Source organism: Pirellulales bacterium (assembly GCA_036267355.1).
GTDB lineage: Bacteria > Planctomycetota > Planctomycetia > Pirellulales > DATAWG01 > DATAWG01.
Map to the genome: position 1 here is coordinate 41,728 of DATAWG010000057.1, position 16,942 is coordinate 58,669.

10 protein-coding genes are annotated in these 16,942 nt (G+C 61.3%); 5 read left to right on the plus strand and 5 right to left on the minus strand.

Going from position 1 to position 16,942, the window contains the following annotated elements:
• The first annotated feature begins 1 nt into the window (after window position 1).
• Complete coding sequence (locus VHX65_09140) at window positions 2-4,321, plus strand: hypothetical protein (GenBank protein ID HEX3998699.1); 4,320 nt, start codon at window positions 2-4, stop codon at window positions 4,319-4,321.
• A 189-nt stretch (window positions 4,322-4,510) separates the two neighbouring features.
• Here VHX65_09140 and VHX65_09145 read toward each other — a convergent pair whose 3' ends face one another.
• Genes VHX65_09145 through thrS form a run of 3 tightly spaced genes read right to left on the minus strand, consistent with a single transcriptional unit; the run spans window position 4,511 to window position 6,929 of the window.
• A complete protein-coding gene (locus VHX65_09145) occupies window positions 4,511-4,741 on the minus strand; it encodes a hypothetical protein (GenBank protein HEX3998700.1) in 231 nt (76 codons plus the stop codon).
• A gap of 3 nt (window positions 4,742-4,744) precedes the next feature.
• Window positions 4,745-4,936 carry a hypothetical protein gene (locus VHX65_09150; GenBank protein HEX3998701.1) on the minus strand — a complete coding sequence of 64 codons (192 nt, stop codon included), beginning with the start codon at window positions 4,934-4,936 and terminating at the stop codon, window positions 4,745-4,747.
• On the minus strand, window positions 4,926-6,929 hold the full coding sequence (thrS, locus tag VHX65_09155) for a threonine--tRNA ligase (protein HEX3998702.1): 2,004 nt from the start codon (window positions 6,927-6,929) through the stop codon (window positions 4,926-4,928). Before thrS ends, VHX65_09150 begins: the two co-directional genes overlap by 11 nt.
• A 385-nt stretch (window positions 6,930-7,314) precedes the next feature.
• Here thrS and argS point away from each other — a divergent pair, with 385 nt between their 5' ends.
• Together argS and VHX65_09165 are read left to right on the plus strand one after the other, a co-directional pair.
• The gene (gene argS / locus VHX65_09160) at window positions 7,315-9,357 is read left to right on the plus strand and encodes an arginine--tRNA ligase (GenBank protein ID HEX3998703.1); all 2,043 of its coding nucleotides are present in this window, start codon (window positions 7,315-7,317) and stop codon (window positions 9,355-9,357) included.
• A gap of 471 nt (window positions 9,358-9,828) precedes the next feature.
• Complete coding sequence (locus VHX65_09165) at window positions 9,829-10,302, plus strand: hemerythrin domain-containing protein (GenBank protein ID HEX3998704.1); 474 nt, start codon at window positions 9,829-9,831, stop codon at window positions 10,300-10,302.
• Between the two features lie 205 nt (window positions 10,303-10,507).
• On the opposite strand, the gene VHX65_09170 is transcribed toward VHX65_09165, so the two are convergent.
• Both VHX65_09170 and VHX65_09175 read right to left on the minus strand, forming a co-directional pair.
• Window positions 10,508-12,196, minus strand: coding sequence for a SpoIIE family protein phosphatase (locus VHX65_09170; GenBank protein ID HEX3998705.1), 1,689 nt, complete (start codon window positions 12,194-12,196; stop codon window positions 10,508-10,510).
• Between the two features lie 457 nt (window positions 12,197-12,653).
• Window positions 12,654-14,426, minus strand: coding sequence for a DUF6798 domain-containing protein (locus VHX65_09175; GenBank protein ID HEX3998706.1), 1,773 nt, complete (start codon window positions 14,424-14,426; stop codon window positions 12,654-12,656).
• A gap of 192 nt (window positions 14,427-14,618) precedes the next feature.
• Between VHX65_09175 and prpB the strand changes: the two genes are divergently transcribed.
• Window positions 14,619-15,509: a methylisocitrate lyase gene (prpB, locus tag VHX65_09180; protein HEX3998707.1), complete on the plus strand. Its 891-nt coding sequence runs from the start codon at window positions 14,619-14,621 to the stop codon at window positions 15,507-15,509.
• Between the two features lie 126 nt (window positions 15,510-15,635).
• On the plus strand, window positions 15,636-16,778 hold the full coding sequence (locus tag VHX65_09185; protein HEX3998708.1) for a citrate/2-methylcitrate synthase: 1,143 nt from the start codon (window positions 15,636-15,638) through the stop codon (window positions 16,776-16,778).
• Window positions 16,779-16,942 lie beyond the last annotated feature (164 nt).

The window sequence follows — 16,942 nt, forward strand, 5'->3', positions numbered from 1 at the left end:
TATGGCAAGCTCCTCCACCGTGTCGAAGCCGCGCGGGCCAAAACCGCCGGGCGGGGAATGGGTCGAATACGATGAATTCATCGACCGCCAAATTCGCAAGACGCGCGGACAGGTGAAGGGGGTCGAAATTGCCTCGGCATTGATGACGTTGGCGGCCGGCGCGCTGGCGTTTTTCCTCTTGGCCGCGGTGGTCGACCATTGGATTTTGCCGCACGGGCTCGGATTCTGGGGACGCCTGCTCTGCTTGCTAATGTTTTTGGGCGGCGCCGGCTACTACGCCGCCGATAAACTTCTGCCGTGGCTCATCTATCGCATCAATCCGATCTACGCGGCGCAGGCGATCGAAAAAAGCCGCCCCACGCTGAAAAATAGCCTGATCAACTTCCTCTTTCTCCGCAGCCAATCGGCCCGCATGTCGACCGCCGTGTATCAGGCCGTCGAAGAGCAGGCGGCCGCCGGCTTGTCGCGCGTCACGGTCGAGTCGGCCGTCGATCGTTCGCGATTGATCCATATCGGCTATGCGCTGCTGGCCGTGTTCATGTTGTTCGCCGGCTATTTGCTCTTTTCCCCGAAGAGCCCGTGGGACACGATCGAACGCGTCGTGTTCCCTTGGGCCGATATCGCCGTGCCGACGCGGGTCGAAATCATCGACGCGGAGCCTGGCACGCGAACGGTTTATCGCGGCGAAATGGTCGAAGTGTCGGCCGAGATCAAGGGGCTTAAGAGCGACGAACCGGTGCTTGTCGTTTATTCCACCGCCGACCACGAAGCTGTCGACCAGCCGGTGACGATGTATCTCCCGGCCGAGCGTTTCCGCTACAGCGCCAAAATTCCCGCCCCGCCGACATCCGCCCAGCAAGACGCCGGCGTGCAGCAAGACATCGACTACCGAATCGAAGCGGGCGACGCCGTGAGCCCGACCTACCATCTCACGGCCGTCACCGCTCCCACGATCGCGCTGGAAAGCGTCGATTATCAGTATCCCGACTACACCGGCCGTTCGCGATTCACGCTCAAAGGCATCGGCGACATTCAAGCGCTCGAGGGAACTCGCGTCGTCGTCCACGGCCGGGCCAATCAGGCGATCAAATCGGCCCAACTGGAATTGGACGGTCGCGACGGCCGCACCAAGCTTCCGATGCGGATCGCCAGCGATGGCCGATCGGTGATCGGCAGTTTTACGCTCGCGCTCGATCCGCACGATCGCACGTCGCCCGAGTTTTCGCACTATCGCCTGCGGCCGGAGGAGCGGGCAGAGCCGGAGCCCGTGCAATATCGCATCGAAGTGATTCCCGATTTGCCGCCGGACGTGAAATTCATTCTGCCGGAAAAAGACGACGTGGCGCTGCCGGTGAATCGCCGGCTGACATTGCGATTGCGGGCCTTGGATCCCGATTTCGCGATTTCGCGCGTGACATTGTCGTGCGAGTCCGGGCATAACCGGATATTGGAGCAGAATCTGCTCAACGAAATTCGCCGCGAGCCGATGCAGATCAATTACACGATCGACCCGGCCAAATTGCATCTGAACGTCGGCGATGTCATCGATTATTGGGCGACCGCAATGGACAATCGCGCGCCAACGCCGAACGCAACGCAAACATCGCCGCGCCGAATCCGCATTGTTGCGCCCGGCGCGCGGCAAGGCGATTCCCAAGGCCAGGGGGACGGCGCCAACCAAGGCAATGCCGCCGATCAGGCCGACAATGCTAATGCCGCCGACAATCCGAACGCCGCCAAAAAGCCGCAAGGCGACAACGCAAACCAAAACAATCCGGCCGCCGACAAGAAGCCCGACGCGAATGCCCAGCCCGACGAGGCGTCGAAGGCCGAGCCGGGCGACAAAGCGAACGACAATCCAAACCACCCCGACAACTCTGCCCCCGATGCGTCACACGATCGCCCGCAAGACAACCAATCCGCCGACAAGCAAAAGCAGCAAGACGGCCAAAAGGGTGGGGCGAAAAAAGGTCCATCGCAGCAAGATTCATCCAATTCGGACCAACTGCAGCCGAAAAACGGCAACCAAGATTCCAACGAGCAAAAAGATCCCGATAACAAGCAAAACAGTAACAATTCAAAGTCGGACAACCAGCAGCCGCAGCAGCAACAGGGCGGCGGCAACTCCGGCAAAAACGGCAGCCAAGCCGGCAAGTCGGGAGGCGACAAAGGCGGCTCGAACAGCAATTCCGACAATAACAACAACTCCAAAAGTGACAATGCCGGCGGTGGCCATTCGCCCCGGAATGACAAGTCGAGCAATCCCTCGAACGGCGATAGCAAAAGTGGCGACCAGAAAGACAGCGGCACCCAAAACAGCGGTCAGCAAAATCAGGCCTCGCAAAACGCCAATCAACCCCAGCAGCGACCCGATTCTCCTGCTTCCGACGGCAGTGACGATGCTCAGGCGCTAAAAGACGCTGTGCAGCAAATGCAGAAGGACGCCAAGAACAACTCCCAGCAGTCGCAAGGACAAAACTCGCAAGACCACCCTCAGAATTCGGCCGGCCAAAACCCGCAACCGCGCACTCCGTCGCCGCAGAACCAATCCAGCCAAAACGATAACCAACAAAACCAATCCGGCCAGAATCCGTCCGGCACCGATCAGAAACACGGAAACGAGCAGCAATCGGGCGGCCAGCGTCAATCCGATTCGCAAAAGCTGCCGAATTCCGAGCCGAAGCCCGGCGATAAAACCGGTCCGCAAAATCCGCAACAAAAGTCCGGCAGCGATGCCTCGAATTCCACTCCCGGCGGCAAGTCGCCCCACGGTCAGCAGTCGTCCGATGGCCAAAAGCCCGGCAATCAAGCCGGCAAGAATGGGGCAAGCGATAAATCGCCGAACGACAAACCGCAAGGTGGCACTCCGCAAAACGGCGACGGCCAGAATGCCCAATCCAGCGGCGGCAAGCCAAATGCCGACAAATCGAACGCCGGCAAGCCAAACGCCGGCCAAGATTCGACGCAGCAAGGCGATCCGCGAAACACCGCCGAGAAAAAGCCACCTTCCGACCAGCAGCCCGGCGACAAAGCCAACGACCAATCGAACGGCGCCAATTCGCCCAATGAAAAAGCGCCCACCGATCAATCATCGAACGGCACGAATTCAAAGTCGGGCGACAAGAACGACAAAAACGGCGCCGACAAGAATGGCGAGAAAAACTCGCGTGATTCCGAGCCCGGCCAAAACCGTTCCGCCAACGGCGAAAAGCCCAATCAAGGCAACGGCGAGCGCGCCGCCGATGGCTCGCAACCCACCGCCGACCGGCACGAAGCCAAGCCCGACCAGCAGGCGTCGAACACGAAGGCGGGCGATCCCGACAGCCACAAGGGCGAAAGCGGCGCCGGCACCGATAGCGCCAAGAACGACAAAGCCACGCCGCCAAGCCCGTCCGACGCCAGTCAACCGAAAGACCACAAAAACCAACAGCCCGATTCCTCCGGCAAGAAGGAAATCCAGAGCAAAGACTCCGGCAGCGCCTCGACCGTGAGCAAAAAAGAATCCGATTCCAAAGGAAGCCAGCAACAAGACGGCACCTACTCCGGCGGCGGCGGCAAGGGAGGCGGGCAGAACGCGAGCCAAGCCGGCAGCGGCGGCCCAGGCAAACACAGCGCGGCCGATCAGGGCAACGGCGTCGCCGATGGCCACGGCCAAGGCGACACCTCCAGCAAGGCCGGCACCGACAAGCAATCCGATCATCGCACCGGCCAATCCGGCGAAAAAAAAGGCGCCGGCTCGCAAACCGCCGCCTCGGCCGATCATCCCAGCAGCCCGAACCCATCCCAATCGCAAGAAGCCGGCCAACCGAATTCGCAAAGCGCACAAGGCCAAAGCGGAAAGAACAGGGCCGATCCCAGCGGTAAGCAGAGCGGCGGTTGGACGCCCCACGGCGGTGGCGGCGGCGCGTACGACCCCACCACGCCTCCCCCACCCCCAGCGGCAAGCAACGCCGAAGCGGCAAACCCCGAGTTCGCCAAAAAACAGTTCGACATGGCATTGGACACCCTGAAAAAAGGCAAGCCCGACTTGCTCAAGGAACTTAACTGGACTCCCGAGCAAGCCCAGCAGCTAGCCGACCGGCTCGAGCGGATGCGCCGCAATGCGGAGCTTCCGGGCCCGAACGGCGACGACGCCCGTCGGCAAATGAGCGACATCCTGCATGGCCTCGGCGCCCGCAACGGCCGCTTAGATCGCCGCAGCGGCGGCAACGCGACCGACGCGCAGCGCGGCCTGCACGATTCGCACGACGCCGGCCCGCCGCCCGAATATTCCGAGCAAGTCGATGCCTTCCAGCAAGGCATTTTGCAGAGCGGAAAGTAGGGTAGTTAGCCGGCCGCGCAAGCAACGGATCCCGTCGTCAAGCTACCGGCTCCTATCCTCCTGTCCATAGAGCGTATATTCGAGAGCAGCTGCTAAATGGCGTTCATGGTCGACGTATTCGTCCCAACCCCGATCGGTCCAATATTTAGTTCTGCCTCCGAGCTCGATCACTTTGAGTCTTTTCGTGGCTCAGGCCTTAAACTGCTCGCGCGGCCGTTCGATCGGCACGCCCGGCGCCGAAACGACGGCGTGGACATGATTCGTCCGGCAATTTACAGCATGCAGGGTCCAGTGCCGGATGGCGCAATGCTCGGCGATGACTTTTTCGACCAAGCGGCGTTGGTCGTCGCCCAAAATCAGCGCTTGTTCGGTCATCCGCAGGGCGGCGGCAAACTGCCTCGGCTTGTCGGCCGACTGCAAGCCTTAGTCGCGTTCCCACCAACCGCGTGCGTCGCCGGGAAGCCAGGTGCCGTAGGTTGTCCAAGCGCTGAAGAAGGCGATGGCCATGCGGTGATCCATTTGCTTGCGCGGCGTAAACGGTCCCTTGCTAGCGCGGCGGGCTAACAGCGGCGGCGGGCTAACGGCGGTTTCGCGCGGCAGCGCGTCAATACTCATTCGCGCTTTCGCGATCGACCAGCGACGCCGACGATTTGACGACTTGCCGCACGCGTTTCTCGCGCACTTCGCTGGCCAGCTTTTCGATCGCGGCCGAGAGGTCCATCGCGCCGAGATCGCCTTCGATGCGATCGCGGACGGCCACCGCGCCGGCCGCGGCTTCCTTTGGCCCGATCACGAACATGTAGGGAATCAATTCCAACTGGGCGTCGCGAATTTTCGAGTTGATCTTTTCCGGCCGATAATCGCCGGTGGTGCGGAAGCCGGCCGCCAAAAGCTTCGCTTCCACTTCGCGGGCAAACGATTCGGCTTTTTCGCTGAGCGACAGCACGCGCACCTGCTCCGGCGCGAGCCACAGCGGAAACGCCCCCGCGAAATGCTCGATCAACACGCCCACGAACCGCTCGAGCGATCCGAGCGGCGCGCGATGAATCATCACCGGCCGGTGCGGATGATTGTCGGCCCCCGTGTATTCCAGATTGAATCGCTCGGGGCTTGGCAGGTTGTAGTCGAGTTGCACAGTGCCGAGTTGCCATTCGCGGCCCAAGCAATCGGCCACGACGAAGTCCACCTTCGGCCCGTAAAACGCCGCCTCGCCAATCTCAGGAGTGCAGCCCGGCAGGTTCATTTCGAGTGCCACCCGCTGGATCGCCGCCTCGGCCTTGTTCCAATTTTCCGCCGTGCCGACGTATTTGTCGCTCGCCGGATCGCGGAAGCCAAGCCGGGCCCGATAGTCGCTCAATCCGAGTGAGCGGAGCACCGTTTGCGTGAAGTCGATGCAACCGCGGAACTCCTCGGCCACTTGGTCCTCGGTGCAGAAAATATGGGCGTCGTCTTGCGTGAAGCCGCGCACGCGAGTCAGCCCGCCGAGCTCGCCCGATTGCTCATAGCGATACACCGTGCCGAATTCCGCCAGCCGCACCGGCAGTTCGCGATAGCTGCGCGGCTTCGATTTGTAGATCATGATGTGGTGCGGGCAGTTCATCGGCTTGAGCAAATACTGCTCGTCGTCCGACATCACGATCGGCTTGAACTGGCTGTCGGAATAGTAGGGATAATGGCCGGAGATTTTGTAGAGATCGACTCGGGCGATATTCGGCGTATAAACGGCCTGATAGCCGCGGCGGGTGAGTTCTTCGCGGATGAAGTTTTCCAATACCCCCCGGACCGTGGCCCCTTTCGGCAGCCACAGAATCAACCCCGACCCGACGAGCGGACTGGTGGCGAACAATTCGAGTTGCTTGCCGAGCACGCGGTGGTCGCGCCGCTTGGCTTCTTCGACATCATGCAGATATTTTTCCAGGTCTTGTTTGCTGAACCACGCGGTGCCGTAGAGCCGTTGCAACTGCTCGCGCGACTGGTCCCCCTTCCAATAGGCGCCGGCGATATTCAACAGCTTGAACGCCCCAATCGCGCCGGCCGAGGGAATATGCCGCCCGCGGCAGAGATCGATGAATTCGCCTTGCCGATAGAACGACAGCGATGATTCGTTGGCGAGCCCCTGTTGGACATGCTCTACCTTGAAATCCTGCCCCAGCTCCTTGCAGAGCTCGAGCGCTTTTTCGCGAGGTTCGTCGATTCGCTCGAAGGCTTCGTCGGCCTTGATGAGCCGGGCCATTTCCGCTTCAATGGCCGGAAAATCGGCCTCGGTCAGCGAGCGGGGGAGTTTCATGTCGTAATAAAACCCGTGATCGGTCGTCGGCCCGAACGCCAGTTGCACGCCGTCGAACAGCCGCATCACCGCCCGGGCCATGATATGCGCGCAAGAGTGACGCATGATCCGCAGCGCCTCGGGATCTTTCTTAGTCAGCAGTCGCAGCGACACTTCGCCGTCGCTCGGCAACGGCGAGACGGAATCGACCGTTTTGCCGTCGACTTCGGCCGCGATCGTGGCTTTGGCCAATCCGGGCCCGATTTCATGGGCCACATCGATCGGCCGGACCCCGGCGCTGTATTCTCGAACGCTGCCGTCGGGGAGCTTTACTTTGAGCATGAGAAAAAATCCTGGGCAACACAGAAATCCTGGGCAACACCGCGAAAATTCGCAGAAGGGGACAATCTGCAAATATACGGATAAGACCGCCGCCGACAAAGGGTGGTTCGCGTTGCCGGAATGATTCACGCCGGCAAAGCCCGATCACGTGAAAACCCCAAAGACTGCGAAGGAAGAAACGAAACTAGCCCGAAGCGTTAGCGACGGAGGCTGCTGACAGGCATCGTTTTTCTCTTTGCCGCCGCTTTGGCGGACACACGGAGTGGGGCTTGCGCAGGATGGAATGGGTCCCGGCGGTTCGTCCCTCGCTGACGCTTCGGGCTAGTGTGAACGCTGGCGACGCCCTGCCTTGTCGGGCTTCGGATGCATGGGTATCTTCGAGTCCATGAACATCCTTGCCCAATTGCAGCGGTATTTTCGCGAGGCGCTCGCCGATTTAGCAGGCGCGCAACTCGATGCGGCGCGTCTCGACGAATTTGCGGATATGGTTCGGCCGAGCCAGGATCGGAAGTTCGGCGATTATCAGGCCAATTTTGCGATGCCGCTCGGCAAGCTGCTCGGCCGGCCGGCTCGCGAGGTGGCCACGCAGATCGTCGAGCGGCTGAATGCGGGCATTAACCCCTCATCCCTGGACCCTCTCCCGCAGGGGGCGCGGGGGGCGGAAATCGGCGATATGTGCTTGCCGCCGGAAATCGCCGGGCCGGGCTTCATCAATCTTCGCCTGCGCGACGACTGGATCGTGCGGCAGGTGATGGACGCCGCCGCCGATCCGCGGCTGGGCATCGCACCGGTTGCCAGCCCGCGGACCTATATCATCGACTATTCGGCCCCAAACGTCGCCAAGCCGATGCACGTCGGCCACATCCGCTCCACGGTGATCGGCGCCGCGCTGTACAACACGCTGAAATACTTGGGCCACACCGTCATCAGCGACAATCACATCGGCGACTGGGGCACGCAATTCGGGATGATCCTCTTCGGCTACAAGCATTTTCTGAATCGCGAAGCATACGAGCAGAACCGCGTCGCTGAATTGGGTCGCAACTACCGGTTGGTGAATCGGCTGGTTAGCTACTTCGAAGGCAAAGAACGCTTGCCGGTGCTCGGGCTGCGAATTCAACAACAGGAAGCGGCCATCGCCCGAGATGAGCCGGCGGCGTCCGGCGATCAAAAGGCCGAAAAGATGCTCCGCCAAGCCCGCCGCTCGCTGGACGAAACGCGAAACGAACTCAGCGAATTGCAAGCCGCGCTGATGGCATTCGAGAGCGATAAGACACTTTCGGCCGCCGCAGCCGAATATCCGAACATCGGCAGCCGGGTGCTTGAAGAGACTGCCAAACTACATGCTGGCGACATCGAGAACCGGCGGCTGTGGGAGCAATTTCTGCCGGCCTGCCGCCGCGAAATTGAAGATTTGTATCAGCGGCTTGACGTGCGGTTCGACGAAACGCTTGGCGAAAGCCAGTACGAACATCTTCTCGCCGGCGCTGTGCAGCAATTGCTCGAGCGCAAGATTGCCCGCACTTCTGAAGGAGCGGCGGCGGTCTTTTTTGACGATACGCCCGATGCGTCGCCGTTTCTCGTGCAGAAGAAAGATGGCGCGTTTCTCTACGCCACGACCGATCTGGCGACGATCCAATACCGCATGAATCGCTGGCATCCGGATGCGATTCTCTACGTCGTCGATCATCGCCAAAGCTTGCACTTCGAGCAGCTTTTCAAGACGGTGCGAATATGGCTCGGGCTTGAACATGTCGAGTTGATGCACATCAGCTTCGGCACCGTCTTGGGCGACGACGGCAAACCGTTCAAAACGCGCTCGGGCGACACCGTCGGTCTGTCGGGTTTGCTCGATGAAGCGGTGAGCCGGGCATTGGCGATCGTGTCGCAGAACGACGATGCCAAACCCGGCGGACCGGAGCTTCCCGCGATACAACGCCGCGAGGTTGCCGAGGCGGTCGGCATCGGGGCGATTAAATATGCCGATCTGTCGCAGAATCGCACCAGCGATTACGTGTTCAGCTACGACAAGATGCTGGCGATGAACGGCAACACCGCCACCTACATGCAATATGCCTACGCCCGGGTGCGAAGCATTTTTGCCAAGGGGCAAGCCGACCTCGGGTCGATTTCGATTGCCGACACGCCGATCACGATCGATCAGCCGGCCGAACGAGCGTTGGCCTTGGAACTGCTCCGCTTCGGCGAAACGCTCGCAGCCGTGGTGGCCGATTATCGGCCGAACCATCTGACGAACTATCTATTCGCGCTGGCGAATCGCCTTTCGACCTTCTACGAGCGGTGCCACGTGTTGCGAGCGGAAACGCCCGAACTGAAACGCAGCCGCCTGGCGCTCTGCCACCTAACCGCCGGCACGCTGCAACTTGGATTGAAGCTGCTCGGGATCAAAGTCGTCGAAAAAATGTAGCCGCTCGATGCCGGTCGCTGAAAAAAATCGTTGCAAGGGTCGCCGCAGCGCGCTAGACTCATTTGCGGTGCGGCCATTTCCTCATCGAGCGACTCCGCTTTACAGATGGCCGACTTGTGCTTTGCGATTATCGACGTGGGCGTTTGCGTGCGGTCTGGAAGGTAGCATTCCTCGGCAGCGGTCGCTGGATGCTGCATTGCACTGGCATGGCGCTCGCAGTTTGGCGCGTGTTAAATGGCTGACGGCATACGGAGTATGCCTGCTACGTAGCAGGCACACTCCGTGTGCCGATGGCGATGCTGATTACGCTCCCGCCGGACATCAGTAGTGATTTCAGGCATTATCAAAACCAAAATCGGCTGCTAGCCGCACATGCCCACGCGCAGCCGCGGGCATGGCACCCGGTTCCGAATATACCGATTGGAGTGTCAAAACCCATTTGCCCGAACGACGGGCAATAGGAGGCCGACCATGGTCACCGCGCAACGGACTCTCACGATCAATGCCGCGTTTCTCCAGGAGATCAAGGAGGATAACCGCGAATTGCGGCAACTTTTGGAAGAAACCGGGGGATTGTTGGCGCGGCCGCACGAGGCCGGAATCGAATTGCGGCGGGTCGCCAGGCTGCTCGGCAAGCTCCGCGATCAATTGGCGATGCACTTTTCGCTGGAAGAAGCCTATGGCTATTTCGATGACGGCATCGACGTTGCCCCGCGTTTGAGCCGCCGGGCCGAGGCGTTGCGGTCGCAACATCCGCGGCTATTTGTGGCCCTTTGCGATTTGGTCGAGGAGGCGGAGCAATTGGTCTACCACGAACGGCCCCTCGGCGCCGGTGATCTGGCGAGCGGCTTCGCGCGATTTCATCGCCAATTCCAGCAGCACGAAGCGGAGGAAATTTCGCTGGTGGTGCAGATGTTCAACGAAGAAATCGGCGGCGGCGATTAACACCAGTGGTTCGAGCAAGAAAACCACCGATCACACGGATGACACGGATTGAGGAAATTCAGTCTTTGCATCATCCGTGTGATCCGTGGTTGTTCCTCTATTTCTTGGATTTGCCGTGTGCCCCTGGTTTTGCCGGCGGAGCCAGCGGCACACGATTGGTCGTGGCACTGCAACGCGCGAAACCGCAAGCGAAATGGCTGCCGGACTACGATGGCGCGAATTTGCCGGCTTCCCGGGTGAAGCAGAGGAGGCAGATGTCGTCGCTCTGGGGGCTGCCGCAGGTGAATTGTTCGACGTCGCCCATCAGTTGCCGGCCCAAGGTTTCTACGTCTCGGGCACCCCGGGCCAAGAGGCGTTCGATGCCCTTCGTGCCGTAGAACGTTCCCTTCGGGTTCGTCGCCTCGCTGATCCCGTCGGTATACATCACGATCACATCTTCCGGCTCGAGCACGACCGACGAGGCGGCGTAAACCTGATTCGGATCGTAACCCAGCGGCGGACCCGATTCGGCCACCCCCAGCGGCTCGACCGCGCCCGATCGCCGATGCCGCAATAGCGGCGGCATGTGCCCCGCGTTTACGAGCGTCAGCATTTGCTCCTTTGGATCGAGCACGCCCATCAGAAACGTGATGAACATATCGCCCAGGGCGGGACCGGAAAATTCGCGGTTCAAGCGCGCAATGGCTTCGACCGGAGTTTGAGTCACCGCCAGGCAATACCGCACCTCGGCGCAAAGCCGCGCCATCAACAGCGCCGCGGAAATGCTCTTGCCCGACACGTCGGCGACGGCGATTGCCAGCCGGCCGTCGGGCAGCGGGATATAGCCGAAATAATCGCCGCCGACGTTTTCGGCCGCGCGATAATAGCTGTAAAAGCGATAGCCCGGCAGCGCCGGCGCCTGCTGCGGTAAGAAGTGGAGTTGCACGTCCTGGGCCATTGCCAATTCGCGCTCGCGGCGGTCGAGCTTCATCGCCGTTTCGTGCAGCCGGGCATGTTCGACGGCATGCCCCGCCACGACCGCCACGCTCGCCAGCACATCCAAATCCTCGTCGCCGAATTGGCGAATCGGGTCGGATGTGTCGATATGGATCAGGCCCAGCGGCTGATGCGACGGACCCATCAGCGGCGCCGAAATCATCGAACTGGCTGCCTCTTCCAACACCGAAGCAGCCCGGTCGGCCGATTGGGCGTCGGTGCTCAGGATCGCTTTTCCCTCGGTCATCACGCGCTGGGCGACCGATTGGCTGATTGGTCCCAACGTCAGCGATTCGTTCCCCTCGCCGCGGCCGAGCTTGACGGCCCGCGGTGCCAAGCGACCGTCGGTTTCGTCGGCCAGCAGAATGTAGCCGCGATCGGCTTGCGGAAAGATTTGAAACAGCGTGTCGAGAATGCTCTTCAAGAACTCGTCGACGGCCAGCGATTGCCCCAAATTGCGGGCAATTTCGAGCACCGCCCGAAGTTTGATTTGTGCTCCCACATCAAGGCGTGATTCGTCGCGCGCGTCGAACGAATTGACGATCGTTGTCGGACGCGGAGCGGTGAGGGTTTCTTCACCGACGTCGGCAGACTGCCGGCGAAATTTCGCCGCGGCGCCGGGCGGCACGGCCCCCGAGTGAAATTCCAGCAGCACATCGAACAATCGAATTTGATCACGATCGGCAAGCCGCGTGCGCCGGCTGATCCGCCGCCCGTTGATATAGGTGCCATTGAGGCTGTTGAGGTCTTCGATATAGAAGCCATCGGCCTCGCAAACGATTCGGGCATGCTGCCGCGAAACGCTGCGGGTCGGGATCACCACATCGCAAAACGAATCGCGGCCAAGCTGCACCTGCGGACTGACAAGTTCGTAGGTTTCGCCGGATCGCTGGCCGTTAAGGATGCTGAGATTTGCCATGATGGAGATTCGCCGCCAAAGGCGTCGTGCCGCCCGCGCTTCCAAAGACCACCTAATTCTAATCTAGCGATTGGAAAGGTTGGAAACGAGATGGCAACCAAAGTAGCAGATACGCTCCGCGTGCCGTTAGCCTCGCTTTGGCTCCCCTTACCGCTCTGCGCTTCGCCGCCGGCACACGGAATGTGCCTACTACGTAGCAGGCATACTCCGTATGCCGTCGGCCACTTGAAACGCGTGCCACCATGCCCTTCGAGCGTTTCGACCGCGAGCAAGAATGGTCGATGCGGACGGGTTGAAGACGTTGAGTTTTAGCACTGCCTGCTTGCGGGCGAGAGCGAATCGGCATCGCCGCCGGCACACGGAGTGTGCCTACTACGTAGCAGGCATACTCCGTATGCCGTCGGCCACTTGAAACGCGTGCCACCATGCCGTTCGAGCTCGTGAGAAATCGAAGCAATCACTTGCTCGCGCCCGAAAACCGATACACCGCATAGGAATTGTTTTCGTAAACCGCTTTGAGCGGCACACGCGGCACGTCGGGATAGAGTTGCACGATCGCATATTCGGCCCGATATTTTGCGGCCAGCTGGGCCAAGCGCTGCGGAGAAAGCATACCTAGCGATTTGATCGTGCCGGCCGGTGTCCCCATTCCCCAGATGTCTTGCAGGCGATGCCACCAGTCGACAATTCCGGCGGCGTCTTGAGGAATGTCTTTCCAACTCACCACGCCGCCGCGATTGGCATACCAGCGGAAGGTCGACTCCATTCGCGGCGTTATGAAACACGCCTCGGGGGCAGTGTTCTCGCCGGCCCAGCGGCAAAGCGCTCGCCAATCGTCGTAAACGACTCCCTTGTCGGCCCGCGGATTGACCGACGGCAGGCCGCAGCAAGCCAGTTCCGGCGGCAAATGCTCAAGCTGCACCGCCAAATCGACGCCTGCGACGAGGATCAATCCGGCCAGCCACAAGCGCGCCGCCCGCAAGCGGCCAAGCTCAGACCGTGCGTCGCTCGCAGCATCGGCCCGCGAATCGTTCGGTGATCCGTTCGTTGCGGTCGGAACGGTTTGCAGCCCGCCGCCCATCGTTTGCCGCAGCCAGTTCAGACCGACCAATGTCACGCCCAACGGGATGAAAACATCCGACATGCGAAACCAATAAAACCGCAGCAGCGACGTGGCGAATGTCATGTTCCAATGCGCGACGAGGACCAATGCATAGCCGATCGCCGCCAGCAGCATTGCGGTGCTGACCATCCATCGCAATCGCCGCTGCGGCCCATCGGCGGGCGAGATCGTGATCAACACGAACCAGAGCACCCACAGCAGCATGTGCCGGCTTGGAAAGCCGATTTGAAAATGGTCGGCGGCCAGATGGTGCGGCAATCGCTGCCAGACATAGATCGCGTCGGCCTGGGCGACGGTTTGCGGATCCGCGCCGTGCGTCAGCGCGATCGCGAACCACACGCCCGGCAGCGCCAGCAAAAACCCGCCGAGCAGGCCGGGAAGCATTCGCCGTAGCGGTGGGTTCGCGTGCCGTGTCGACGGCTTTGCGTGGGCATGCTTTTTGGGCTGCGATTCCTCGCCGCTCGCATGCCCACTCGGGGCAGCGGGCATGGCACCCTGCGCCCGGTTGCCGAGCCACGCGACACCGGCTGCGACAATCGACCAACCGCCGACGATGGCATGCATTCCCGTGGCGGCGCCCAGAAAGAGCCACGCCCAATTCCACCGCGCGCGCACGACCGCTTCCATTCCGAGCAGCACCAACACGTAGGCAAAACCTTTCGCTTCGACGCCGCCCACGACCCATTCGCCGGCCATGTGCGCATTTTCATTTAGCGACACGAACAACACGGCGCCGAGAATCACGAGCCAATTTCGCGGCACCACGGCCCAACTCAATCGCCCCCAGGCAAACGCCAGAAGCCCCCAGGTGAGCAATCGGCCGATCCATGCCGCCGCCGGCAGCGACACGAACCGCGTCAGCCAGCCAAACGTCCAATAAAACACTTGGTGCGCATCGGCGGTGTTGACGAAAAAATCGGTTTTGCACCACTCCGGATTCCAATAGTGTTTTGCCTTGGAAAGATAATGGGCCTCGTTCACATCGGGCACCGGCCAAGCGCCGTGCAAGGAGAAGACAACGAAAATAAGCAGCGTTTCGACGACGCGCCGCCAAACCGGCTGCAAGCCATTGCCCAACGACGGCGCTGGCAGCGATGCGGTGGGCATAGCGGAGGTTGAGGGGGCGGGCATGGAATTAGCGTAATCGAGGAAAACGGATCGGGGTAGGTCGAATCTTTTCGCGCGGGCGGGGCCAAGTGCCCCATGGCCGCTCGCGCCCTTGCGGGGTTGGCGGCGCGGCCCGTATATTCGCATGCGCGTCGTTTCGCCGCACCGCCCAGACTGCCGGAGCCCCACGCCGTGTCCGATCTTTCACCGGGAAGCCGATTGCGCCAAGCCGTGGTCGATGCGACGATCCAAGTTCCGGGGGCGTTCGACGCTCTGGTTGCCCGGCTAGCTGAGCAATCGGGCTACGATGCCGTTTACCTGTCGGGGGCGGCTTTTTCCGCCGGCACGCTGGCCATGCCCGACGTCGGATTGTTTACCCTCACCGAATTGGCGGAGCAAACGGCCCGATTGGCACGGAGCGTTGCGATCCCGGTCATCGTCGATGCCGACACCGGCTTTGGCGAGGCGATCCATGTCGAACGAACGGTGCGCGAATTGGAGTCCGCCGGAGCCGCCGCGATCCAGATCGAAGATCAGCATTGGCCGAAACGCTGCGGCCATTTATCGGGCAAAACGCTCATCGAGCCGGCCGAGATGTGCGCGAAGCTGCGAGCCGCTGCCGCCGCGCGGCAAGATTCGGATTTGGTGTTGATCGCCAGGACCGACGCTCGCGGCGTCAGTTCGCTCGAGGACGCGATCTACCGCTCGCAGGCGTATCTGGCGGCCGGCGCGGATTGGATTTTTCCCGAGGCGCTCGCGGGTCGAGACGAATTTGCCCGGTTCGCTGACGAGGTCGACGCGCCGCTTGTGGCGAATATGACGGAGTTTGGCAAAAGCCCGCTGTTGCCGCTCGAGGAGCTCGCCGGCCTGGGCTATGCCGTTGTGTTGTATCCGGTGACGATGCTCCGCGTGGCGATGAAGGCGGTCGAAGCGGCCTTGGCCGTGCTGGCCGACGAGGGAACGCAGAGCGGATTGCTGGACCTGATGCAGAACCGCGAAGAACTCTACGAGCTACTGGAGTATTCCGACTACGAACAGCGCGACCGCCGTTATTTCGGTGGCGAGCCCAACCCGCCGCACTAAACGCAAGAAAAATAAGTCTGGCATTGAGGCCGTCCCTCGCTAACGCTTCGGGCTAGTGTTGCCGATCTATTGCCCGAAGCGTTCGAGAGGGAGCGACCTGCAGCCTACAGCCGCAAGCCTTTCGCTATGGAAGATCTCTATCGCCCTGGTTTGGAAGGAATCGTTGCCGGCGAAACGGCGGTCAGCACCATTGCCGGCGGGCTTGCGTATCGCGGCTATGGCATTGAGGAATTGGCTGCCAAAGCACGGTTCGACGAAGTGGCTTATTTGCTATTGTACGGCGAATTGCCGAAGGTCGATGAATTGAGCGCGTTCCGCCATCGCTTGGCGCACTATGCAGCCGTGCCGCACCAGGTGATCGACATGGTGCGGATGATTCCGGGGCATGTGCCGCTGATGGACGCGATGCGATCCGGCGCGAGCATTCTGGCCCATTGGGATGCCGACGCGGCCGACAACAGCCACGAAGCGAATGTTTGCAAGGCCGAGCGGCTGCTGGCGCAGTTGCCCGTGATCTTGGCCGCGCGGCATCGGCTGCGGCAAGGAAAGGAACCGGTGCCGCCCGACAAGCATCGCTCGCTGGCCGACAATCTGCTGTGGATGCTCACGCGGCGGCAGCCAAGCGAGCGGGCGGTGCGGGCGATGGAGATGTCGTTGGTGTTGTATGCGGAGCACGAATTCAATGCCTCGACGTTTACGGCCAGGGTCGTCGCTTCGACGCTCTCCGACCTGCACTCGGCAATCACAGCCGCGATCGGCGCGCTCAAAGGCCCGCTGCACGGAGGGGCCAACGAACAAGCGATGGAAGTGATGCGCGAGATCGGCACGTCCGACAAAGCCGAGGTCTGGGTCCGCGATGCACTGGCGCGCAAGGCGCGAATCATGGGATTCGGCCACCGCGTTTATAAAAACGGCGATCCGCGAGCCAAGATTCTCAAACCGCTTTGTGCCGAGTTGGCTGCCGAGACGGGCAACGAAGATTTGGAAAAGCTGGCCGAAGTCGTCGAGCGGATCGTCGGCGAAGAAAAGCATCTGCCGCCGAATCTCGATTGGCCGAGCGCGCGGCTCTATCACTATCTCGGACTCCCAACGGATCTCTACACGCCGCTATTTGTCGTGAGCCGGGTCGTCGGCTGGAGCGCGCACGTCATCGAGCAATTGGACTACAATCGGCTCATTCGTCCCCTGTCGCGCTATAACGGCCCGCCGCCGCGGGCTTGGATACCGCTCGAATCGCGGCCTGCACCCGCGACGGAGTCGCCGTTGTAGTAGGCCGCCGCTCCCGCGGCGGTTGTGTGAGCGTCAGGTTTGTGGGTAAACTTGGCCCTTAGTTTGGGTGGTCCCGCCAGAAGGATTCCCATTGGCTATCTTCGCTGAGCCACAGGGCGCGAAGGTGGCACACCGCGTCGGCGCCGTCGACGCCCCAACGCATG